Below are 21,879 nucleotides of genomic sequence, written 5' to 3'. Positions count from 1 at the left end.
TGCTCCGGTCATCCCTGGGAGATGATGCGATCGATGCGGGAGGAGGCGTCGGAGATCAGCGCCTTGAGGTCCGCGTTCTCGTCGGTCAGCGCCTGTTGCACCGTGGGGGCGAGATCCGCATAGACCTCCTGGGCTCGCGTGGCGGGCTCGGGGATCAGCGGGATCTCGGCGAGGGAGTCGGTGTATCCCGTGAAGTGCGCGGGGTCGACGTTGATGTAGTCGGCGATCCACTTCCGGTACTGGTCGTACGCCTCAGGGCTCAGCGGCGACAGGCCGGGCAGGCCCACGACCCCGCCGTCGGCGACGACGGCCTTGGCGTTGGCGACGGCGGTCTCCTCGTCGGTGTACTTGCCGAAGTAGTAGTAGTCGACCCATTCCGCCGCGGCGTTGAGCTGCTCGGGCGTGGACTTCGGGTTGAACATCTGCACGTTGCCCGAGAGCAGGGCGCCGTACGGGCCCCCCTCGGCCTGCGGGACGTGGGTCGCGCCGATCGTCGACAGGTCGATGTCGTAGACGTTGTTCAGCCACTCGTAGGTCTGGACCGGCGCGATGAACATGCCGGCACGGTTCGCCGCGTACTCCTGCATCAGCGTCTTCAGGCTGAACAGCACGGTCGAGCCCATCGACTTGTCATCCCAGTACATGTCGTGCACGGTCTTCAGGGCATCGACGCTCTGATCGCTGTCCAGGGTGACCTCGCCGCCGGTCGGGTCCTCCACGGTGCCGCCCTGCGAGTACACGGTCGCGGTGTAGATCCAGCCACCCTGGCCCTCCTCGGTCATCTGGAGGTACCCGGGCACGCCGGTCTTCTCCGTGATCGTCTTGGCCGCCTCGCGCACCTCGTCCCAGGTCGAGGGCGGGTCGTCGGGGTCCAGGCCGGCCTGCTGGAAGAGCTCGCGGTTGTAGATCAGGCCCAGCGCGTCGACCGAGGTCGGGATGCCGTACGTGTTGCCCGCGTCGTCCTGGGCCTGCTTCAGCGTGTCCGGGTTCACCCGGTCGAGGATCCCGAGCGGGCCGGCGATGTTCGTGATGTCGGCGACCTGGCCGTTGTCGATCACCTGCTTCGTGTTGGTGAACGGGACGGACATGACGGTCGGCATCGTCCCTCCGGCCACCAGGGCGGAGAAGGAGCCGTTGTCCCAGCGCGTCTCGCTGGTCTCGATGGTGACGTTAGGGTGCGCCTTCTCGAACGCGTCGACGGAGTCGAGGAACGTCTTGCGGGCGGCCTCGGCCTGGGTGCTCGGCAGATCGCCGACCGTGATGGTCACGGGGGCGTTCGGGTCGAACTGAGGGGTGGCGGGGGCGGACGCGGTCGCGGAGCAGCCTGCTGCGGCCAGCGCGACGGTGCCGACCACAACGGCGGCGATGCCGTGTCGAACTCGGAGCTTCATCGTTGAGTCTCTATCTCTCTTGGGCACTGTTCGTGGCTTGCGGAGATCACCGAGGGACCCCCTGCGATTGGCGATGCTAGTTGAACTATTTCAAGTGTGCAAGGATGGGCTGAGCAACGATCATGTGCAGCAAGAAAGCGAGACGATGGCTGGAGATACAACGACGTCGATCGCCGATGTCGCGAAGCATGCCCGTGTCTCGGTGGGCACGGTGTCGAATGCTTTGAACCATCCTGAACGCGTGTCCACGTCCACTCTGCGCCGGGTGCGGGCCGCGATCGACGAGCTGGGATGGACCCCCTCCGGCCGGGCGCGCAAGGCTCCCGGGCGCCTCGAGACCATCGGGGTCGTGCTCGTCGACGCGTCATCCTCTCGTGCCGCCGTGCTGGAGGGCGTGCAGGAGCGCATCGGCAGGACGGGTGTCGAGGCGCTGACGGCCTTCACCGACGGGGACGACGAGCGCCTCCTCGGCGCGCTGAACGCCTTCGAGCGGCTGGGGATGCACAGCATCATCCTGGAGTCCGGGGAGGGCACCGACCAGCTCGCCGAGTCGCTCACCTCGCGGGGGATGGCTGTCGTCATCGCGGGCGCCTCCGCCTCGCGACGGCTGTCCGCGGCCGCCGCCGACGACGACGCTGCCAGCCGTCTGACGATCGAGCACCTCCTGGCGAACGGGCGACGGCGCATCGTGCTCGCCCAGGACGCGCGGGAGCCCGCTCGCTCCGCGCGGCGCACGTCCGCGTCCCGGAAGGCGGTCGTCGACGCCGGACTCGACCCCGACGCGGTGCTGATCGAGCACCTCCTCCCCGCCGGAGGGGCGGCCGGCGGGCGCGCGGGAAGCGACTTCCTGCTCGACCGCCGAGTGCAGTTCGACGCCCTCGTGCTCCCCGACGACTCCTCGGCGATCGGCGCGTGGCAGAGCCTCGTCGATCAGGGTCGGACGGTGCCCGGGGACGTCGCCGTCATCGGATGCGGCGACTCGGCCGAGAGCGCCGCGGTGGGCATCTCGACCGTCCGGATGCCGTTGCACGCGGTCGGCTACCAGTGCGCCGACATGCTGCTCACGCAACGGCGTGACCCCCGCTCCGCCCGCGTGAAGCAGGTCCTCCCGGTCGAGCTCGTCATCCGGGGATCCTCGCGATGACACTGCACCCGCTCCTCCATGAGGCGTTGGCTGGAGTCGGTGACTGGGACGACTATGAACGCGTCCTCGCCACTCTCACCGAAAGCTATCGTCCCCCTCCGGTCCGGATGGAGGCCCTCTCGGTCCCTGGTCCGGCCGGCGACGTCCCCCTGCGCCTCTACCATCCGGAACGGTCGCCCTCGCCGAAGCCCGGGCTGCTCTGGGTGCACGGCGGCGGCTTCAGCGGCGGCTCGGTCGACATGCCGGAGGCCGACGTCGTCGCCCGCGAGCTCGCCGATCGCGCGGGTGCCCTGGTGGTCACCGTCGACTATCGACTCGCCGGACCGGACACGCGCTTCCCCGCCGGCCTCGACGACGTGCAGGCGGCATGGAGCTGGTTCACCGACCGGGCGGACGACTACGGGGTCGACCGGTCACGACTGCAGCTGGGAGGCTGCTCCGCCGGGGGCAACCTCGCCGTCGCCGCGGCCCGGCGCGAGGTCGATGCAGGGCGTCCGGGTCCGGCCGGGCTGCTGCTCGGCTATCCCGCGCTGCACTTCCCGACGCCGGCGGTCGAGGGCCTCCGCGTGGACGAGCTGCCGGAGATCCTGCGCTTCACCGCCGACCACATGCTGGGCGTGCTCGAGGGTTACCTCGGGCGCATCCACGACATCCCCGTCGAGGCCATGCCGGGGCTGGGGTCGGTGGAGGGACTGCCGCCGACCCGTCTGGAGCTCAGCGGGATCGACGAGCTGCGCGGGTCCGGCGAGCTCTTCGCGCGGCAGCTGAGATCGGTCGGGGTCCCCGTCGTCACGGACATCGCCGACGGTCTCCCGCACGGGCACCTCAACATCCCGCCCGTGCCCGCGCTGCCGGAGATCGACCGCAGCCTCGCCAGGCTCGCCGAGGCGCTCCGCTCCGGACCGTCGGCATGAGCCTCCTGGCCGTCGAGGAGACCCGCGACGTCCGCATCCCCTCGGCGTCGGGCACGCTCTCCGCCGACGTCATCCGACCGGCCGACGTGGCTGCTGTCCCGACCCTGCTCACCGTCCTGCCGTATCGCAAGGACCTCGACCTCTTCTGGCACGACCTGATGCGCTGGTTCGCCGCACGCGGGTACGCCTGCGTCCTCGTCGACCTCAGCGGGACGGGCCGATCCGACGGCGTCGCCGCGCCGAAGATGAGCCCCGAGGAGGCGCGCGACTCCAGCGCGGCGCTCGACTGGATCGTCGCCCAGCCCTGGTCGGACGGCGGGGTGGGCATGTGGGGCATGTCCTCCGGCGGCTTCACGACGCTGCGCGCCGCGGAGGTCGGTCATCCCGCGCTGCGCGCCGTCATCCCGATGCTCTCCCCGCTCCGGCCCGACGCCGACGCCGGAGATCCGGAGCTCTCCCGGCGCGCCATCGACGTCTCGCGGATCAGGGTGCCGGCGCTGTGCATCGGCGGATGGCGGGACCTCTACGCGCGATCGATGGTGGAGCTGTACGAGCGGCTGGATGTGCCGAAGCGGCTGATCATGGGCCCGTGGTTCCACCGCGGGCCTCGGCTCGAAGAGGGCCTCCCGGAGATCGCCTTGGAGTGGTGGGATCACTGGCTGCTCGGAGGTCCGGCCCTGTCCGGGAGCCCCGTGCAGTGCGCGATCCTCGGCGGGGGATGGGGCGGCTTCGACGCGTGGCCGCCTCCGCGGGCGTCGCGGCTGAGGCTCGCCGCCGTCGGCGGTGCCGCGGGCGATGCGGGCGCTCTCGCGCGGGGCGAGACGGTGGTCTCCGCGTCGGTCTCCCACGTCGTCCCGTCGAACGCCACGGTCGGTGCGCAGAGCGGATCCTGGGGCATGCCCTCGGCCGGGGAGGTGCCGCCCGCCGATCAGACCGTCGACGACCGGCACTGCCTCCGCCTCGACAGTGCGGGCGTCGGACGGGATGCGGTGCTCGCGGGCGCCGCTGCCGTCGAGTTCGAGGTCGCGGCCGACGGGCCGCTTCCCGCGAGGATCGTGGCCCGACTCTGCCGGGTGCGCGACGACGGCGTGTCGGAGCTCATCACGACCGGCACCTGCCTGCCGACCCGGGCCGGGCGGCAGGTCCTCCGGCTCCGCCCGACCCTCGTCGCCCTCGCCGCGACCGACCGACTGCGCCTCGCGCTCGGCGATGCGGACTTCCCCCGGTTGGTGCCTCTTCCCTCGGTGAGGTCGCACCGCCTCTCGAACCTCTCGGTCGAGATCCCGATCCTCGATCCGGCGACGCTCGACCCCGTCGACCCCTTCCCCTCGCCCGAGGCGTCCGGTGCGCCTCTCCGCGCCGATGCCGCGGGGCCGCGATGGCGTGTCGATCGAGCACCCGACGACGACCTCGTCTCGGTGCGGTTCGCCGGGGGCGGGAGCTACGCGCTCGCGGACGGCACCTGCGTGGGGACGACCTCCGACGTCCGCGCGACCGTCTCCGCATCCCGACCGCACGAGTCCGAGCTCGTGGCGGTCGTCGGAGGCACGCTCGAGCATCCTTCGGGGAGCACCGCCGCGGTGGAGGTCACGCTCAGCGCCCGGCAGACGCGGTTCGAGGCGGAGGCCGTGCTCACCGTCGACGGTGAGGTCGCGATGTCGGCGACCTGGAGCGAACCTCTCAGACCGGAGGGGGTCAGCGCATGAGCTGGACGGCACGCTTCATCTCACCGCGGGTGGACGGGCTCGGGGCGCCGCTGTTCCGACGGGAGGTCGAGCTGCCCACGGGACACGGCGAGGTCGTCGGCGCCCGGCTGCGGATCTCGGCGCACGGGGTCTACGAGGCAAGCATCAACGGACGGCCGGTCTCGGACGAGCTCCTCGCTCCCGGATGGACGAGCTACGAGTGGCGCACCCGCTTCGCTGAGCACGACGTGACCGAGCTGGTGAGGGCAGGCGCGGTGGCGATCGGCATCCGCGTCGGCAACGGCTGGTATCGGGGCCGCCTCGGCTGGACCGGCAGGAGTGCCGTCTACGGGAGCCGACTCGCTGCGATCGCCGAGCTGCGCATCCGCTTCGCCGACGGCCACGAGCACCTCGTCGCGACCGACTCCCGGTGGCGCGCGTCGACGGGGGAGACCACCGCGGACGACCTCTACGACGGTCAGCACATCGATGCTCGCCGCGCTCAGCCCGGATGGGACTCGCCGGGCTTCGACGACTCCGGGTGGATGCCCGTGGAGGAGCTCGAGTCCGACACGGACCGGCTCGTCGCCTCGTCGGTCCCGCCGGTCCGGCGGCTCCGCGAGATCTCGCCCGTGTCGATCGGGTCGAGCCCCAGCGGGCGCGTGATCGTCGACTACGGCGAGAACCTCGTCGGATGGGTGCGGCTGACGGTCTCGGGCCAGGCGGGAACGCGCATCACGGTCAGGCATGCGGAGGTGCTCGAGGGGGACGAGCTCGCGATCCGGCCCCTCCGCTCCGCCCGCGCCGAGGACGTGTACACGCTGAGCGGAGGTGTCGACACGTTCGAGCCCACGTTCACCTTCCACGGCTTCCGCTACGCCGAGATCGAGGGATGGCCGGGCGGCTCGGCCGCGCTGACCGCCGCCGACCCGGCCGACGCCGGTCTGACGGCCGTCGTCGTCGGCTCCGACCTGCGGCGCATCGGGTCGTTCGCCTGCTCCGACCCCCTGCTCACGCGGCTGCACGAGAACGTGGTGCGGAGCATGCAGGGCAACGTCGTCGCGCTGCCGACCGACTGCCCGCAGCGTGACGAGCGGCTCGGCTGGACGGGCGACATCGCCGTCTTCGCCCCGACGGCCGCGTTCGTGTTCGACTCGGGGTCGTTCCTCGCCGACTGGCTCCGCGACCTCGCTCTCGAGCAGCGGGCCCACGGCGGAGCGGTGCCCTACGTCGTGCCCGACCTGCTGAAGCACATCGGCATCCCGCCGGAGCTGCAGCCCTTCGACGCCACGGCGCTCTGGGCGGACGCGGCGGCGTGGGTCCCCTGGGCGCTGTGGTGGGCGTACGGTGACCCGGCGACCCTGCGTGAGGCGTATCCCTCGATGGCGGCGCATGCCCGCCGGGTCCGGTCGCTCCTCTCGGCCGACGGCGTCTGGGATGCGGGGTTCCAGTTCGGCGACTGGCTCGATCCGACCGCTCCGGCCGATGACCCGGCAGCGGCGGCGGCCGACCCCGGGGTGGTCGCGACGGCGGCGGCCTACCGGACCGCCCGCATCCTCGCCGACACGGCGGCGGTGCTCGGATACTCGGACGACGCGGTGGAGTTCGAGGGGCTCGCGGCGTCGCTGCGGGCCGCGTTCCACACGGTCTACGTGCGCGACCGCAGGATCCGCAGCGACTGCGCCACGGTCTACTCGCTCGCGCTCGTCTTCGGCCTGCTTGGCGAGGAGGACCGGGGGTGGGCGGGTGACCGCCTCGCCGAGATCGTGGCCGCCTCGGGCCACCGCATCTCGACGGGCTTCGCGGGCACGCCCTTCGTGCTCGACGCCCTCACCCGGACCGGGCACCTCGAGGACGCCTACGCCCTGCTGCTCCAGCGGGAGTGCCCGTCGTGGCTGTACCCGGTGACGATGGGGGCGACCACGATCTGGGAGCGCTGGGACAGCATGCTCCCCGACGGCACGGTGAACCCCGGCGAGATGACGAGCTTCAACCACTACGCGCTCGGTGCCGTCGCCGACTGGATGCACCGGTCGATCGGCGGCCTGGCCCCCGCGGAGCCCGGCTACCGCCGCATCCTCGTCGAACCGCGGTTCGGCGGCGGGCTCATCTGGGCCTCCGCCCGTCTCGACACGCCCCACGGGCCGGCATCCGTCCACTGGGAGCGGGATGGCGACCGGGTGCGGATCACGATCGTCGTGCCGTCGGGCTCGTCGGCGGTCCTGCGCCTCGAGGACGACGAGCGCGAGCTGCCCGCCGGAGAGCACGATCTGACGGTGCGGCTGTCGGCGCACCCCGGGAGGCGATGATGCGGCCTGAGCCTCCGCTCGCGATCTTCGACCTCGACGGCACCCTCGTCGACTCGGGGGCGAACATCCTCGCCGGTCTCCGCGCGACCTTCGAGGAGCTCGGTCTGGCGGTGCCCGACGATGCCGAGCTGACGCACTACATCGGGCCGCCTGTGCGACAGTCCTTCCTCGCACGGGCCGGCCTCGACCGCGACGGGGCCGAGGAGGCCGGCCGGGTGTATGCGCGCCTCTCCGACGAGCGCTTCCGCGACGGGGTGACCGTCTACCCGGGCATCCGCACCGCCCTCGACACGCTCACCGACGGCGGAGCGCTGCTCGCGGTGGCCACGTCGAAGCCCGAGCTCCAGGCCTTCGCCCTGCTCGACGAGCTCGGCCTTCGCGAGTCCTTCGCCTGCGTCGTGGGCTACCTGCCCACGGGTGAGCGCGAGTCGAAGGCGGCGATCATCGGCGAGGTGCTCCGGGGTGTGCCCGCGCCACCCCTGCGGGCGGTCATGGTCGGCGACAGGTCGCACGACATCGCGGGCGCCGAGGCGAACGGCCTCGCGTCGGTGTGGGTGGGATGGGGGTACGGCTCCGCGGACGAGGCGGCGACGGCCACCCGCACCGCGCTGCGCCCCGACCACCTCGCCCGCTCGGTCCTCGAGCTCCTCGACGCCCCCGCCCGCGCCTGAGCCCGCCGCGTGGCGTGGCTTCCCGCGTCTCGTCGGCGCCGCGTCACGGGAGTGCTCCGCGGGTTCCGCCCGCCCCGAGCGCGCGGGTGCCCGTCACGGCGGCAACGGCGACCCCGGAGGGCAAAACCCGCATCGCGCGGCGCCGCCGAGCGGCCCCTGCGTCTTCGCCACCGCCCCCGCCGAGCTCAGCCCGAGGACGGGGAGAGGCGCGGGGCGAGGGAGCCCTCGAGGTCGGCGAGGCGCTCGAGCCCCTCGTCGAAGCGCGTGAGGGCGGCGACGAGGTCGGCGTGCTGCGCCTCGACGTCGTCGGGCGAGGCGCCGTGCCGCTCCAGGTCGGAGCCGGCGTTCGCCCGGGCCCCGGCCAGCGCCGCGCGCGCCGCGGCGACCGCCACGGCCACGTCGGCGATGAGGACGTCGTCGGAGGCGCCCGCGATCGCCGCCAGGTCGTCGAGCGAGGCGAGCACGAGGTCGCCCAGAGCCACCGACGACTCCGTCGCGGCCAGCGAGGCCTCCCTCACGGCCGCGTCGCGGTCGGAACCGGACGGCATCCGCAGGGCCGCACCGAGCCGGCGAGAGGCGGTCGCGTCCGCGTCCGCGGCCTCGAGCGCGGCGTGCCTGCGCTCGACCGCGCGCTCGCGCAGCCGCTCCGCCCGGCGGACCCCGAGCGGGATCGGCCGCTCCGCCCGCTCGCTGCCCTCGGCGGCGGTCGACGCTCGACGCTCGGCGGTCCGCCCCTCGTACCCGGCGACCATCGAGGTGAGGGCGGCGGACACGGCGAGCATCAGCCCGGCGGCGGCCCCTCCGCCGGGATCGCCCACGGGCTCGGCGAGGCGATCGAGCCACTCGGCGAGCGGCGAACGGCGGGTGGTGACTGTCGCGTCGGCCATGGGGACATCCAACCGTGCCGAGTCGCGTTGCGCGAGCCGCATCGCTGGTGGCCCGGCCTTCGGCCCCGCCCGTGTGAGGTGTGCATCACGCATGCGTTCGTGGTCGATCCGATCGACCTCGCCCTTCTCACGGGTGCCGGTCGCGTAGTACAAAGGATCCACTCGGGCCCCGGGGTCCGAGCCGCGCCGGGGGACGCGCGACGAGAAGGGGACACGTGACGTCGGCTGGAGCTGCTGCGTGCTGGGTTCGGCGACCCGGGCAGCTCGCCCGGGCGTCGACGAGGGTGCCTGGCGCAGCGGCCGGGGGCGCGTGATCACCATGCCTGCTTCCGATGACCGGTTCGACGCCGACCGAGATGCCCGGCCCGTCCGCCAGGGCGAGGCCGACGCCGCGGTGGCCGCTCTGGAGGGCGGGCGGAGCGTCATCCTGATCGGCCCTCCCGGCTCGGGCCGGACGTGGCTGGCGGACGAGGTCCGGCGACGGCGCGGCGGGTCCGTTCGCGTGATCGAGGATGCGGGGCGGATCGACGGGGACCCGCTGGCGACCGTCATCCGCGGTCTCGAGGCGGGCGAGCGCGTCGTGCTCACGAGCGACAGCCGACCGGGTCTGTCCCGACCCCTCCGCCAGGCGATGTCCGCCGGGCTGCTGGTCGAGGTGGCGCTCGACCCCCTGCCGCCCTCGGACCTCCGACGGGTCCTCGTCGCCCAGCTCGGCGAGGTCGACACCGCCGATCTCCGGTGGATCCTGCCGCCTCGACCGGGCCGCGACCTCCGCGCGATGGTCGCGGCGGCCCGGGAGATCGCCTCGTCGGCGCCGAACGCAGAGCCGTCGCCCACCGCAGACCCGAGGGGGGACATCGGCCGACCTCGGCTCTCCCCGGCCCTGCGCGAGATGATGCTCTCCCACCTCGGCAGCGCCGGCGCCACCGACGAGACGCTCCTCGACCTGATCGCCCTCGTCCCGGATGCGGGGGCTCCGCTCATCGTCCGGCTGGCTGCTGGGCAGGTCACCGGAGACGACGTCGAGCACAGGCTCGAGCGGCTCGAGGAGCACGGCACCGTCACCGCGACCCTCGGCGAGCCTCCGCGGATCCGTCTGACCGACGGCGTCGTCGAGCTGCTGCTCCCGCAGACGCTCGCGGCCCCGCGACGGCGACGGCTGGCCGAGGCGATCGTCGACGCCCTCACCACGATCCCCGAGACGGTGCTCTCCCCGACGGAGCAGATCGCCCTGGCCTCGCTCTCGAGGGAGCTCGGGCGCGACGTTCCGCCGACCCTCCTCACGGCGGCGGCGCGCGCATCGCTCCGTGAGGACGATCCCCTGCTGTCGATCCAGTTGGCCGTCGCGGCCACGGAGGCCGGGGGCGGCCTGGAAGCGGAGACCGCGCTCGCGGCGGCCCGGATCCGGGCCGGACGGGTCGACGAGGTCCTCGGCCGGATGCAGTCGTTGACCTCGGGCGACGACGACGCCCACCTCCTCGGCATCGTCTCCGACCTCATGCTGCTCGCGAGCGATCGGCTCGAGCTCCCCGGCGGACTCGACCGCCACTCCGCGCTCGCCACGACCGACGACGTCCGGCGCGTGGCGCTCGACGCGTTCCTGCTCTTCGCCCTGGGCGACTGGGGTGGCGCGTCGCGTCGGGTGGCGCCGATCCTCGACCAGGTCGACGGCCCCCTCGCCGCGCGTGCGCACTTCGTCTTCGCCGGCGGCGCGCTCCTCACCGGGTGGTTCGGCGCCGCCGAGCGCTCACTCGATCGCGCGGAGGAGATCCTGACCGCCGTCGGCGACGACATCACCCACATCCGACTCGCACGACTGACGATCGGGCGGTACACGGGACGGCTCGAGGAGAGCCTCCGTCAGTCCAGGGACATCCGCGACCTCGTCCTCCGGTTCGGCCCCTCCCGCACCTCGGCGACCGCGACATGGACCCTCGGGACCCTGCTGCTCATCAGCGGTCGCGTCCGAGAGGCCGTCGGAGAGCTGGAACAGGCCATCCGGGGTCTCACCGAGTCGGGGATGGACCGGATGGCCCTGATCGCCCGCTGCGAGCTCGCCGAGGCCCACGCCGGACTCGGCGCCCACCAGGAGGCGCTCGCCGCGTGGGCACCCGTCGAGGCGTCCGTCGGCGCCGAGGGGGTCGTGGCGGAGCAGTTCCGGGGGAAGCTGACGGAGACCCGAGCGTGGACGCTCGCGGCCGAAGGGCGCATCGGAGAGGCGGCCGATGCCTTCATCGCCGCGGCGGAGGCGTTCACCCTCAGCGGGAACTCCGTCGGCGTGCTCGCGGCGCTGGCCTCCGCGGCCCGCTGCGGCGCCGCGGAACGGGTGCTCCCGTGGCTCGAGGCAGCGGCGGATGAGGTGGACGACCCGTACGGTTCGCTGCTGCGCGACCTGGGTCGTGCGCTGGCCGACCTGGAGAGGTACGAGCGCGATCGGGGGCAGGCGGACGAGGAGGTCCGTCGTGCGCCGACGGAGCGCCTGCTCGAGGTCGGGGGACGGGCGAGAACGCTCGGCTTCCACCTGCTGTCGGCCGAGGCGTTCGCGCGGGTCGCGCGAACGCTCCTGGTCGCGGGAGACGAGCGCGGCGCCGCGAGCGCGGCCCTGCAGCGCGAGGAGCAGATGCGCCTCTGCGGGTTCGAACGCCTCATCCTCGTGCCGCACTCGGACGTCCGACCGCTCTCGCTGCGGGAGGCGGAGATCGGCGACCTCGCCGCGGCCGGACTCAGCAACCGCGAGATCTCGGAGAGGCTCGTGGTGTCCATCCGGACGGTGGAGACCCACCTGCTTCGGGTGTACAAGAAGCTCGGCATCCGGCGACGGGGCGAGCTCGTCGACGCCCTGCGGAGCGCGCCGCGCACGGCCGCGGAGGAGCACTAGCGCACCCCGCCGGCGGGGGTGGAGTCGCTCAGCCCGGGTTCGCGCTGGCACCATGGGGGAGACCCCGAAGGAGACCGAAGGATGCGCGACCTCGTCGGCTACGGACGCAACCGCCCGAATCCGCTCTGGCCCGGCGACGCGCGCGTGGCCGTGAACATCACGATCACCGTGGAGGAGGGGGCGGAGGAGTCGCTGCTCGACGGGTTCGAGCAGAGCGAGGCGCCACTGACGGATGCGGGCGGCGCCGCGGACGAGGTGCCCGGTCGCGATCTGACCGCGGAGTCGGCGATGGCGTACGGCAGCCGGGTGGGCTTCTGGCGACTGCAGCGCCTGCTCGAGGAGCGAGGGGTGCCGGCGACGATCGCGGCCTGCGCGGTGGCGCTGGAGCGGAACCCGCAGATCGCCGTGCACTCGCGGTTCGCCGGCTACGACCTCCTCGGTCACGGGTGGCGCCACACGCGCCAGTACCTGCTCGACGAGGAGAGCGAGCGCGAGCAGCTGGCGCTCGCTTTCGCCAGCTTCCGGTCGACGTGGGGCGAGACCCCGCAGGGCTGGCTCTCGCGGTACGCACCGAGCGAGCGGACGCGGGAGATCCTCGCCGAGAACGGGTTCCTCTACGACTCCGACGCCTATGACGACGAGCTGCCCTACTGGACGGAGGCCGCCGGGCGCCGGCACCTCGTCATCCCGCACACGCTCGCCAACGACGACGCCGCCTACGCCACGGGTCGATGGGCGACCGGCGATCACGCCTTCACGCACCTGCGCGACGCGTTCGACACGATGTACGCCGAGGGGGAGCGGTCGCCGGGCCTGCTCGTCGTGAGCCTGCATCCGCGTCTGTCCGGGCATCCATCCAGGTCCGGGGCGATCGCCCGCTTCCTCGACCACGTGCTCGCCCATGAGCGGGTCTGGGTCGCGCGGCGCATCGACGTCGCCCGGCACTGGTTCTCGACGTTCCCGCCGGAAATGAGCCGCAGCATGCGCTGACACCCGGACGGCGCGCGGCCTCGCGCCGCTACTTCGCCAGCACGCCCTGGAGGAGATCCTCGTAGTACTCGGGCGTGATGTTGATCGCGCCCGAATAGGGATGGTCGAACCCGGCGATGGTGTAGATGAGCAGTGCCACGAAGACGGCGATCAGCCCGGACATGATGATGTGCACGCGGAGGTTCCGCACCTCGATCAGCCCGACGAGCACGGCGTTGAGGATGGCGCCGACCCCGACGACGATCCACATCATGCCCGGCAGCGCGAGCGTGGTGGCCGAGATGCGCGAGCGCCGTGCCTCCACGAAGTCGTTGAACTGGGCGATCGCCTCCTGCTGCAGGGACGCCTGCGCCTGGGTCGACGGCTCGAACGCGAACAGCACAGTCTGGATGCGGCTCACCTCGTCGGCGGAGTCCTCCGGCACGATGCCCTGCGCCTGCTGGGGCCAGTCGGTCTCGATCACGAAGCGCGTGTAGTCACGGATCGCCGTGTGGAGGTCCTCAGCGGCCGGTGCGGGGAAGCCGGACGCGTCGCGGTAGAGCACGGCCAGCGACGACGACTCGTGCAGGACGAGGGTGTCGACCGAGGTGAAGTTCGCGTACGCGCCCGCGGCGATGAGGGCGACCGTGACGCCGTAGAAGACGCCGTACGTGGCCATCGCATAGCCGAGGATGCGGTCCCACTCGGCGTTGCCCTTCGACACGCGCAGCACCCAGCGCCGCAGCACGAGCAGGATCGCCCACGACAGCAGGAGGAACCCGAGGACGAAGCCCGGCAGCGAGAGCCAGACGGGCAGGTCGTAGAACCACATGGGATGACGTTAGCGGGACCGGGACCCGGGGCGCGCGGTGGCCGGCGAGCGGTGACGGGCGCGTGGTGGCGGGCGTGCGGTGGCGGGCGCGTCAGCGGGCCAGCTCGTCGACGAGGATCCTCCCCAGCTCGACCGGCCGGGTGAACTGCGGCCAGTGCCCGGTGGGCAGCTCGACCACGGTGACGTCCCGGATGCGCGGCACCTCCGCGAAGTACGGCACGCCCGCGGCGATGGCCTGCTCCATCTCGGCACGGGTGAAGGTCGTGCCGACGATGGTGATGGGCACGTCGAAGCGCCGGTCGTCGACGAGCCGCGGGCCGTCGTTCGCCGCGCCCCAGGGAGTGGGCACAGCATGCTCGCGGAAGCGCTGGAGCTGGTCGTCGGTGAGGTCGCGGAGGTCGGTCTCGTCGAACTCCGACCACGGCGGGAGGGGGACGCCCGTCTCGTCGCCGGCCAGCGAGCTGTTCACGGGCACGCCGTCGGGCTGCGGGCCGCTGTCGACGTAGACCACCCGTCGGATGCGCGTGGGGCGTCGATCGGCGACCGAGTGCACGACGGCGCCCCCGCCCGAGTGCCCCACGAGCACGATCGGCCCGTCGAGCGCGTCGACGAGCTCGATGATCTGCTGCACGTGGTCGGCGAGGCCGATCTGCCGTCGATCGGCGTCCGTCGACTCCAGACCGCGCAGGGTCGGCGTGTGCACCGTGTGGCCGGCGTCGACGAGCGGCGGTGTCACGTCGCTCCAGGAGGAGCCGTCCAGCCAGAAGCCGGGAACCAGGATGACGTCCATGGGCGGGACGCTACCGTCGCCCACCGACATCCGTCCCCGGCTCAGCCGCGAGGCGCGGGCGTGGCCGTGAGCAGCTCGAACAGCTCCCGGTAGCGCGCGGCCGTGCGCTCCACGATCTCGTGAGGCAGGCGGGGCGGGACGCCCGATCCGTCCCAGTTCGCGGCCAGCCAGTCGCGCACGATCTGCTTGTCGAAGCTGACGCCGCGCCGGCCGGCGGCGTACTCGGCGGCATCCCAGTAGCGGCTCGAGTCGCTGGTGAGCACCTCGTCGGCGAGCACGATCCGGCCGGAGGCGTCCCGTCCGAACTCGAACTTCGTGTCGGCGAGGATCACGCCGCGCGACTCGGCCACCGCGGCGGCGCGCGAGTACACGGAGAGCGAGAGGTCGCGCAGCGCCCCCGCGGCCTCCTGCCCTACGAGCTCGACCGTGCGCTCGAACGTGATGTTCTCGTCGTGCTCTCCGAGCGGCGCCTTGTAGGCCGGCGTGTAGATCGGCGCCGGCAGGCGGTCGCCGTCGGAGAGGCCCGAGGGGAGCGCCACGCCGCACACGCTCTGCGTGGCCTGGTACTCCTTCCACCCGCTCCCTGAGAGGTAGCCGCGCACCACGCACTCGATCGGGAACATGTCGAGGGAGCGCACGATCATCGCCCGGTCGGAGACGTCGGCGGGGACGGGCGGCAGCTCCTCCGTGTCGACCACGCGGTGGTCGGGCACGGCGAGCTGGTCGAACCACCAGGCGCTCAGCTGCGTGAGCACCGCACCCTTGCCGTGGATGCCCGGCTCGAGCACGTGGTCGAACGCGCTCACCCGGTCGCTGGCGACGATGAGCATCGCGCCGTCGGTGCTGTCGCGGGTGCTGCCGGCGTCGTCCGCGTCGCTCGTCTGAGGGTCGTCGGCGTCGCTCGTCTGACGGTCGTCGGCCGGCACGTACAGGTCGCGCACCTTGCCGCTGTAGACGTGCCGCCATCCGGGCAGGTCGAGCGCCGTCGAGGTCATGCGAGGCTCCCGTCGTTCGAGGCGACGGCCCGGTCGGGGTCGGCGACGCGGGCGGCGATGTCGGTGCGGTGCTGGGAGCCCTCGAGCCCGATCTGGTCGACCGCGGCGTACACGCGGTCGCGGGCGGTGGCGAAGTCGGCGCCGGTCGCGACCACCGACAGGACTCGGCCGCCCGTCGCGATGACCTCGCCGGCGGTCGCGCCCTCGGTCTCTCGCCGGGTGGCGGCGTGCATGATCGACACGCCCTCCACATCCGCCGCCTGGTCGAGGCCCGACACCACGCGGCCCGTCACCGGGGAGCCGGGGTACGCCTCGCTCGCGACGACCACCGTCACCGCCACGTCGTCCGAGAACTCGGGGCGGGGGGCGCCGCCCAGCGTGCCCGTGGCGGCGGCGTAGAGCAGCGTGCTGAGCGGCGTGGTGAGGCGGGGCAGCACGACCTGCGTCTCGGGGTCGCCGAACCGGGCGTTGAACTCGATCACGCGGATGCCCGCCTCCGTCACGATGAGTCCGCAGTACAGCAGCCCGATGAAGGGGGTGCCCGCCCGTTCGAGCGCGAGCACGGTCGGGCGCGCGATGGTCTCGACCACCTCGTCGACGAAGGCCTGCTCGCTGCCGAAGCGATCGGCGAGCCAGGGGAGCGGCGAGTAGGCGCCCATGCCGCCCGTGTTCGGACCCTCGTCGCCGTCGCCGAGGCGCTTGTAGTCCTGGGCGGGCGCGAGAGGTGCGACGTGGTGCCCGTCGCTGAGCACGAAGAGCGACACCTCGGGCCCGTCGAGGAACTCCTCGATGAGCACCTCGCCGTGCTGCAGCCAATGATCGGCGTGCGCCTGAGCGGCCGCGCGGTCGGACGTGACGAGAACGCCCTTGCCCGACGCGAGCCCATCGGCCTTCACCACGTACGGGGCGCCGAACTCGTCGAGCGTGCGCTCGGAGTCGGCCTTCGTGGCGACCGTGCGCGACCGACCGGTCGGGACGTCCGCCGCGTCCATGATCGTCTTCGCGAACGACTTGCTCCCCTCGAGCGCCGCCGCCTGCCGGCCCGGGCCGAACACGGGGATGCCGCGGGTGCGCAGCTCGTCGGCCACGCCCGCCACGAGCGGCGCCTCGGGGCCGACGACGACGAGCTGGATGCCGCGCGCGATCGCCAGGTTCGTCACGGCCTGCGGGTCGTTCTCGTCGAGATCGCGCAGCGTCTCGACGTCGGCCTGCGTGCCCGCGTTCCCCGGCGCCGCGATGATCTCGTGCGGGATCCGGCTCGCCGCGGGGTCGTCGCGGTGCGCCTCGTTCTCGCGCAGCAGGGCGGTGATGATGGCGTGCTCGCGCGCGCCCGAGCCGAGGACGAGGATCTTCACGGCGACCAGCCTACCGAGCCCGCGCCCGCGCCCCCGGTCGGGCCCCTTACCCGCGCTCCACCTCCTCCCCGATCGCCGCCCCGGACGGTGCGGTGCGGTCCGGCGCGAGGCGACACGGGCGCTGGGCGCTGGGTGCGGATGCGCGGCGCTTGCGCACCGATCCCGCCTCAGCGCGGCCCCATGGGGGAGGGCTTCGACGGATTCGGTGCGCTGGTGGTGCGGCCCCGGCACGACGCGCGGGGACTAGCGTGGAGGCATGGCACGGGCACGGATCGACGACGCGGCGGGCGCCGCGGCGCTCGCGGCGGCGTCCGACTTCGACGGGGCGTCGCGCGACGCGCGCGCCACCGCGGTCCGCTTCACCCTGCAGGTGCTCGCCGACTTCGCGCCCGGGAAGTCCGTCGAGGTCAGGGTGCCCCCGTTCGGAGCGGTGCAGTGCATCGAGGGTCCGGGGCACACCAGGGGGACGCCGCCCAACGTCATCGAGACGGATGCGCGCACCTGGCTCGAGCTCGCCACCGGCCGACTCGCTTGGGCCGACGCCGTCGCTGCCGCCCGCGTCACCGCGTCCGGACAGCGCGCGGACCTCTCCGCGCACCTCCCCCTCCGCCTCCCGTAGCCGCGCCGGGGCGCCGCCGCTGCGCTTCAGCACCGAATACGGCACACCCACCCCGGATAGGTCGCCGGTGTCGCGGATCCGGTGCTGAACCGACGTCGCTCGTCACGAGATTGGCGCAACCGGCCCCGTATGGGCGGGTGATGTGCCGGATTCCGTGACGAGCGACGGTCGTGCGGGCCAGTCGGCGGTGGGGCGCAGGGTCTTAGGCGGGGCGGGCGCGTCGTCGTCCCGGCCGTTCGTCACGAGATGCGCGCAACCGGCGCCGTCTGGGCGGGTGGTGTGCCGGATTCCGTGATGAGCGACGGTCGTGCGTGGCGGACTGGGCGGGTTGGCGGCGGTGGGGCGCAGGGTCCTCGTCGGGGTGGGCGCGTCGCCATCCCGGTCGTTCGTCACGGGATTCGCGCAACCGGCGCCGTATGGGCGTGTGGTGTGCGGGATTCCGTGATGAGCGTCAGGGGTGGCGGGGGAGGAGGGCGTCGAGGAGGGGGAGCTGGCCCGCGACGAGGCGCTCGCGAGCGAGGGGGAGCGGGGTCCACTCGGCGCGGTCGACCTCGGGCACCTCGAGGGTGCGGCCCGACCGCGGGGGCCACTCCAGCGGGAAGGTGTTGCTCGTGATCGACGGCGGGTCGAAGTCGGGAGCCTCGACGGCGAACGCCGTCACGATCTTGCCCGAGCGCTGGCGGAACTCGCCGAGCTCCTCGTAGGGCTCGCCGCCCGCCGGGCGCGGCGCCACGAGACCGGTCTCCTCGCCGAACTCGCGCAGGGCTGCCGCAAGCGGATCCTCGTCGGGTGAGTAGAGGCCCTTGGGGATGGACCACGCGCGAGACTCCTTGCGCGCCCAGAACGGGCCGCCCATGTGCGCGATCCATACCTCGAGCGAGCCCGACGCCGGTGGGTCTTCGCGGGTTCCGCCCGATGGCGAGCTCGACGACGCCTCCTGGACCGCGACGTCGCTCTGCGCGGGCGCAACCCGCGGAGAGGGCGTCCGCCGCCACACCACCAGACCCGCGCTCCGCTCCGCCATGTGTCCATCCTGCCCCGGGAGCGGCGTCCGCCGTCTGCGGTGCGGTCGTTCCGACAAGTCGCGCCATCCCGCCGGGAGGAAGGGGTCAGGACGAGCGCCCGAGGCGCCCCACCTCATTGCTGCCGCACCCGGATGCGCACCCCACGCCCAGCGGGAGTGCGCGAGAATGGAGGGGTGAGCAGCGAACGTCCCCCCGCACCCGGTCTCGTCGAGACGAGGCAGGCCGTGCAGGTGCGTCGCGCGCCGCGCTACTACCGGTTCATCATCCTCGGGCTGCTGCTCGGCGCGGTCGTCACTCTCGGCGTGACGTGGATGTTCCCCGAGCAGCCCGACTTCGGCCGCTGGCAGGTCGCGGGCCTGCTCGCTCTCTTCGTCGTGCCCGTCGGCGCCGCCGTGGGTGCGCTCGTGGCGCTCCTCATCGACGCGGCGAGTCGGCGCCGCGCCCGTCTCATCGAGGTCGACCACATCGAGGGTCGCGACGAGCCGATCGTGCCGCCCGCACCGCAGCCGGCTGCCGACACCACGACCACTTCCGCTCCGACGGCGTCGCAGACGGATGCGCCGACGGTGGCCGCCGAGCCCGCTCCGTCGAGCGACCCGCGCGACTAGCGCTCGCGGCAGGACGCGTCCGGCGTCCGTGCGCCCTGTATCCTTCCGGGCAGGCGCGGGTCAGCAGCGCCATGCGCCGTGGATCATGTCGGTCGGGCGCGGGTCAGCAGCACCGAGTGGCCATGGCGGTTGAGCCTGGGGCGGCGTCAGGGCCGGGCCGGCGCGAAGGGTTCAGGAGCACCGAGCGCACGCGGGAGCCCGCACCCCGACCATGTTGCCCGCAGCCCGGGAACCGGTCACGCCGGGCGCAGGCATCGGCACAGCGACGGGATCCGAGATCCCGCCGAACGAGAGCGCGCCGAGGGGGCTCAGGCGCGCTTCTGCTCGTTACCCGCCTGATAGGGGTCGAGTTCGTCGTCTTCGTCGTCGATCCACTTCGAGTAGTCGGGCTCATCCGACGACTTGCTGGTCAGCTCACGCTCCAGTTCGGAGTAGTTCGTCTCGGGGCTGTAGTACTTCAGCTCACGAGCGACCTTGGTGTGCTTTGCTTTTTGACGGCCACGCCCCATGCGAGACCCCCTCAGGTTCTGGCCGGGGATCGACGCCCCGGAAGATGATGAATATCAACGAAGACTCGGATGAGTTTAGCACGATGGCCCCTCCCCGCCTGGGCGCGCCGACGCTCTCGGCTGGCGCTCAGCAAGCGGGCCCGGGGAGGACTCAGCCGCTGCCACCGAGTGGACGCGTGAGGGGGTCAGCGAGAGCGGCGGTGCACCGACTCCGCCTGGTGCTGCGCCCGCTTCACGGGGCGCACCGGCTCTCCTCGGCGCTCCTGGCCGGGTAGGGGGCGCGAGCGGCGTCCGTACAGGACCTCGGAGGAGTCGAGCAGCCAGGGCACCAGGGCCACGGTGACGCCGTGCACGAGCATCAGCTTCTTGCGGATGCGCCGCGCCTTGTGGTTGTGCAGGAACGTCTCCCACCAGTGGCCCACGATGTAGATGGGCGTGTAGACGGTGACGACCTCGGAGCCGTGCTCCGCCCGGTGCTTCGCGATGTAGGAGCACAGCGGGTCGGCCACGTCGCGGTACGGCGACTCGATGATGTTGAGCGGGACGTCGATGTTCATCGACCGCCAGTCCGACTCGAGCTGCGCGGTCTGCTCGTCGTCGACCGCCATGTGCACGGCCTCGATCGAGTCGTGCCGTGCGGCGATGGCGTAGTCGAGGGCCTTCAGCACCGGCTTCTGCATCTTGCCGACGAGCACGATCGCGTGGTCGCCGCTGGCGCCGAACGTCGTGGTCGGGTCGACCTCGACCTCCTTCGTCACGTCGCGGTAGTAGCGGTTGACGCCCAGCATGAGGAACCACAGCACCGGCATGATCGCGAACACCAGCCACGCGCCGTGCGTGAACTTGGTGATCGTCACGACGATGAGCACCGTCGCGGTGAACACCGCGCCGACGGCGTTGATGACCAGGCCCCGGATGACCGCCGAGCGGTCGGTGCAGCCCTCGCGCAGCATCCGCAGCCAATGCTTCACCATGCCCGTCTGCCCCAGCGTGAACGACACGAAGACGCCGATGATGTAGAGCTGGATGAGCTGGGTGAGGTTGGCCTGGTAGACCAGCAGGATCAGCGAGGCGGCCGCCGCGAGGATGATCATGCCGTTCGAGAACACGAGGCGGTCACCGCGGGTGAGCAGCGCCTTGGGGGCGTAGGAGTCCTTGGCGAGCACCGACCCGAGCAGCGGGAAGCCGTTGAAGGCCGTGTTGGCCGCGAGGAGCAGCACGGCCGCGGTGGCGGCCTGGATGATGAAGAACAGCACCGAGTTGTTGCCGAACACGGCGGCCGCGACCTGGGCCATCAGGCTGCGCTGCGGTGTGGTGGCGCAGTCGGCGAAGCCGATGAGGTGACAGGCGTCCTCCGCGTAGTGCACGTTCGCGATGAGGGCGACCGCGGTGAGGCCGGCGAAGAGGAAGATGGCGATGCTGCCCATCGCGACCAGGGTGGCCTGCGCGTTCCTCACCTTGGGCGTGCGGAACGCGGGCACACCGTTCGAGACGGCCTCGACGCCCGTGAGGGCGGAGCATCCGCTCGAGAAGGCCCGCAGGAGCAGCAGGATCACCGCCGCCTGGCCGATGTTCTCGGCCTGCACGCCGAACTGGGCGCTCTCCGCGACCGGTGCGTCGCCGAGGGCGACCCGGGCCAGTCCGACCACGATCATGAGCGCGACGCTCGCGATGAAGACGTAGGTGGGGATGGCGAACGCCTTGCTCGACTCGCGCACGCCGCGCAGGTTCACGGCCATCAGCAGCACGACGAAGCCGATCGCGAGCTCGACCCGCCAAGGGTTCAGGAACGGCAGCGCCGAGATGATGTTGTCGACACCGGAGGCGACGGACACGGCGACCGTGAGGACGTAGTCGACGAGCAGGGCCGAGGCGACGATGAGCCCGGCCTTCTCGCCCAGGTTGCGGTGGGCGACCTCGTAGTCGCCGCCGCCGGACGGGTACGCCTTCACGAGCTGTCGGTACGACAGCATCACGACGACGAGGAGCAGGACGACCGCCGCCGCCACCCAGGGGGCGAACGACAGGAAGGCGAGCCCGCCCACGAGCAGGATCATCAGCAGTTCCTGCGGTGCGTACGCCACGGACGACAGGGCGTCGCTGGCGAAGATCGGGAGGGCCAGACGCTTCGAGAGGAGCTGCCCTTCCAGCTTGTCGCTGGGGAGCGGATCTCCGATCAACCAGCGTTTTGCTGAACGGGTCTCATTAACCACGATCGAGAACACTACTCACGCGGTCAGGCGTGTCAAGTCGGTGCGAGTGCATGATGTCGAGACGATATGAGACCGCCGCGAAGCG

18 protein-coding genes are annotated in these 21,879 nt (G+C 72.4%); 9 read left to right on the top strand and 9 right to left on the bottom strand.

What is annotated here, in order from left to right:
- Nucleotides 1-8: 8 nt before the first annotated feature.
- Nucleotides 9-1,391 (bottom strand): ABC transporter substrate-binding protein, encoded by a 1,383-nt coding sequence (locus tag IEX69_RS07755; RefSeq protein ID WP_085020464.1) that lies wholly within the window; start codon nt 1,389-1,391, stop codon nt 9-11.
- On the opposite strand from IEX69_RS07755, the gene IEX69_RS07750 reads away from it, so the two are divergent.
- Genes IEX69_RS07750 through IEX69_RS07730 form a run of 5 tightly spaced genes read left to right on the top strand, consistent with a single transcriptional unit; the run spans nt 1,366 to nt 8,114 of the window.
- The gene (locus IEX69_RS07750; protein WP_085020463.1) at nt 1,366-2,535 is read left to right on the top strand and encodes a LacI family DNA-binding transcriptional regulator; all 1,170 of its coding nucleotides are present in this window, start codon (nt 1,366-1,368) and stop codon (nt 2,533-2,535) included. The genes IEX69_RS07755 and IEX69_RS07750 overlap by 26 nt on opposite strands.
- The gene (locus IEX69_RS07745) at nt 2,532-3,449 is read left to right on the top strand and encodes an alpha/beta hydrolase (protein WP_085020462.1); all 918 of its coding nucleotides are present in this window, start codon (nt 2,532-2,534) and stop codon (nt 3,447-3,449) included. The genes IEX69_RS07750 and IEX69_RS07745 overlap by 4 nt, the downstream gene beginning before the upstream one ends.
- Nucleotides 3,446-5,155 carry a CocE/NonD family hydrolase gene (locus IEX69_RS07740; RefSeq protein ID WP_085020461.1) on the top strand — a complete coding sequence of 570 codons (1,710 nt, stop codon included), beginning with the start codon at nt 3,446-3,448 and terminating at the stop codon, nt 5,153-5,155. Before IEX69_RS07745 ends, IEX69_RS07740 begins: the two co-directional genes overlap by 4 nt.
- A complete protein-coding gene (locus tag IEX69_RS07735) occupies nt 5,152-7,443 on the top strand; it encodes a family 78 glycoside hydrolase catalytic domain (protein ID WP_085020460.1) in 2,292 nt (763 codons plus the stop codon). Before IEX69_RS07740 ends, IEX69_RS07735 begins: the two co-directional genes overlap by 4 nt.
- Nucleotides 7,443-8,114 carry an HAD hydrolase-like protein gene (locus IEX69_RS07730; RefSeq protein ID WP_174604487.1) on the top strand — a complete coding sequence of 224 codons (672 nt, stop codon included), beginning with the start codon at nt 7,443-7,445 and terminating at the stop codon, nt 8,112-8,114. The genes IEX69_RS07735 and IEX69_RS07730 overlap by 1 nt, the downstream gene beginning before the upstream one ends.
- 185 nt (nt 8,115-8,299) lie before the next feature.
- On the opposite strand, the gene IEX69_RS07725 is transcribed toward IEX69_RS07730, so the two are convergent.
- Nucleotides 8,300-9,001 carry a cyclodeaminase/cyclohydrolase family protein gene (locus IEX69_RS07725; RefSeq protein WP_174604486.1) on the bottom strand — a complete coding sequence of 234 codons (702 nt, stop codon included), beginning with the start codon at nt 8,999-9,001 and terminating at the stop codon, nt 8,300-8,302.
- 319 nt (nt 9,002-9,320) lie between these two features.
- Between IEX69_RS07725 and IEX69_RS07720 the strand changes: the two genes are divergently transcribed.
- Together IEX69_RS07720 and IEX69_RS07715 are read left to right on the top strand one after the other, a co-directional pair.
- The gene (locus IEX69_RS07720; protein WP_157127252.1) at nt 9,321-11,879 is read left to right on the top strand and encodes a helix-turn-helix transcriptional regulator; all 2,559 of its coding nucleotides are present in this window, start codon (nt 9,321-9,323) and stop codon (nt 11,877-11,879) included.
- A gap of 81 nt (nt 11,880-11,960) precedes the next feature.
- Nucleotides 11,961-12,869 carry a polysaccharide deacetylase family protein gene (locus tag IEX69_RS07715; RefSeq protein WP_085020456.1) on the top strand — a complete coding sequence of 303 codons (909 nt, stop codon included), beginning with the start codon at nt 11,961-11,963 and terminating at the stop codon, nt 12,867-12,869.
- 28 nt (nt 12,870-12,897) lie between these two features.
- Here the strand turns inward: IEX69_RS07715 and IEX69_RS07710 are convergent, their stop codons facing one another.
- From IEX69_RS07710 to purD, 4 genes are all read right to left on the bottom strand, one after another.
- Nucleotides 12,898-13,680 carry a bestrophin-like domain gene (locus IEX69_RS07710; RefSeq protein ID WP_085020455.1) on the bottom strand — a complete coding sequence of 261 codons (783 nt, stop codon included), beginning with the start codon at nt 13,678-13,680 and terminating at the stop codon, nt 12,898-12,900.
- Nucleotides 13,681-13,771: 91 nt separating this feature from the next.
- Nucleotides 13,772-14,470 carry an alpha/beta fold hydrolase gene (locus tag IEX69_RS07705; protein WP_085020454.1) on the bottom strand — a complete coding sequence of 233 codons (699 nt, stop codon included), beginning with the start codon at nt 14,468-14,470 and terminating at the stop codon, nt 13,772-13,774.
- 41 nt (nt 14,471-14,511) lie between these two features.
- The gene (locus IEX69_RS07700) at nt 14,512-15,465 is read right to left on the bottom strand and encodes a phosphoribosylaminoimidazolesuccinocarboxamide synthase (protein ID WP_085020453.1); all 954 of its coding nucleotides are present in this window, start codon (nt 15,463-15,465) and stop codon (nt 14,512-14,514) included.
- Nucleotides 15,462-16,820, bottom strand: coding sequence for a phosphoribosylamine--glycine ligase (gene purD / locus IEX69_RS07695; RefSeq protein ID WP_085020452.1), 1,359 nt, complete (start codon nt 16,818-16,820; stop codon nt 15,462-15,464). The genes IEX69_RS07700 and purD overlap by 4 nt, the downstream gene beginning before the upstream one ends.
- A 256-nt stretch (nt 16,821-17,076) precedes the next feature.
- On the opposite strand from purD, the gene IEX69_RS07690 reads away from it, so the two are divergent.
- Complete coding sequence (locus IEX69_RS07690; RefSeq protein WP_085020451.1) at nt 17,077-17,439, top strand: sterol carrier family protein; 363 nt, start codon at nt 17,077-17,079, stop codon at nt 17,437-17,439.
- Nucleotides 17,440-17,890: 451 nt separating this feature from the next.
- Here the strand turns inward: IEX69_RS07690 and IEX69_RS07685 are convergent, their stop codons facing one another.
- The gene (locus IEX69_RS07685) at nt 17,891-18,463 is read right to left on the bottom strand and encodes an NUDIX hydrolase (RefSeq protein WP_085020450.1); all 573 of its coding nucleotides are present in this window, start codon (nt 18,461-18,463) and stop codon (nt 17,891-17,893) included.
- A 174-nt stretch (nt 18,464-18,637) separates the two neighbouring features.
- Between IEX69_RS07685 and IEX69_RS07680 the strand changes: the two genes are divergently transcribed.
- Entirely contained in the window at nt 18,638-19,072 is a 435-nt protein-coding gene (locus IEX69_RS07680; protein ID WP_085020449.1) for a hypothetical protein, read from the top strand.
- Between the two features lie 308 nt (nt 19,073-19,380).
- On the opposite strand, the gene IEX69_RS07675 is transcribed toward IEX69_RS07680, so the two are convergent.
- Nucleotides 19,381-19,581, bottom strand: a complete 201-nt coding sequence (locus IEX69_RS07675) for a DUF3073 domain-containing protein (RefSeq protein WP_085020448.1) — start codon at nt 19,579-19,581, stop codon at nt 19,381-19,383.
- A 185-nt stretch (nt 19,582-19,766) separates the two neighbouring features.
- Entirely contained in the window at nt 19,767-21,797 is a 2,031-nt protein-coding gene (locus IEX69_RS07670) for an APC family permease (protein WP_444542118.1), read from the bottom strand.
- Between the last annotated feature and the right edge of the window lie 82 nt (nt 21,798-21,879).

Origin of the sequence: Cnuibacter physcomitrellae, from assembly GCF_014640535.1 — a bacterium.
Taxonomy (GTDB): domain Bacteria; phylum Actinomycetota; class Actinomycetes; order Actinomycetales; family Microbacteriaceae; genus Cnuibacter; species Cnuibacter physcomitrellae.
The sequence above is the reverse complement of the archived record's forward strand: the minus strand, read 5'-3'. Positions and strand labels throughout refer to the sequence as shown.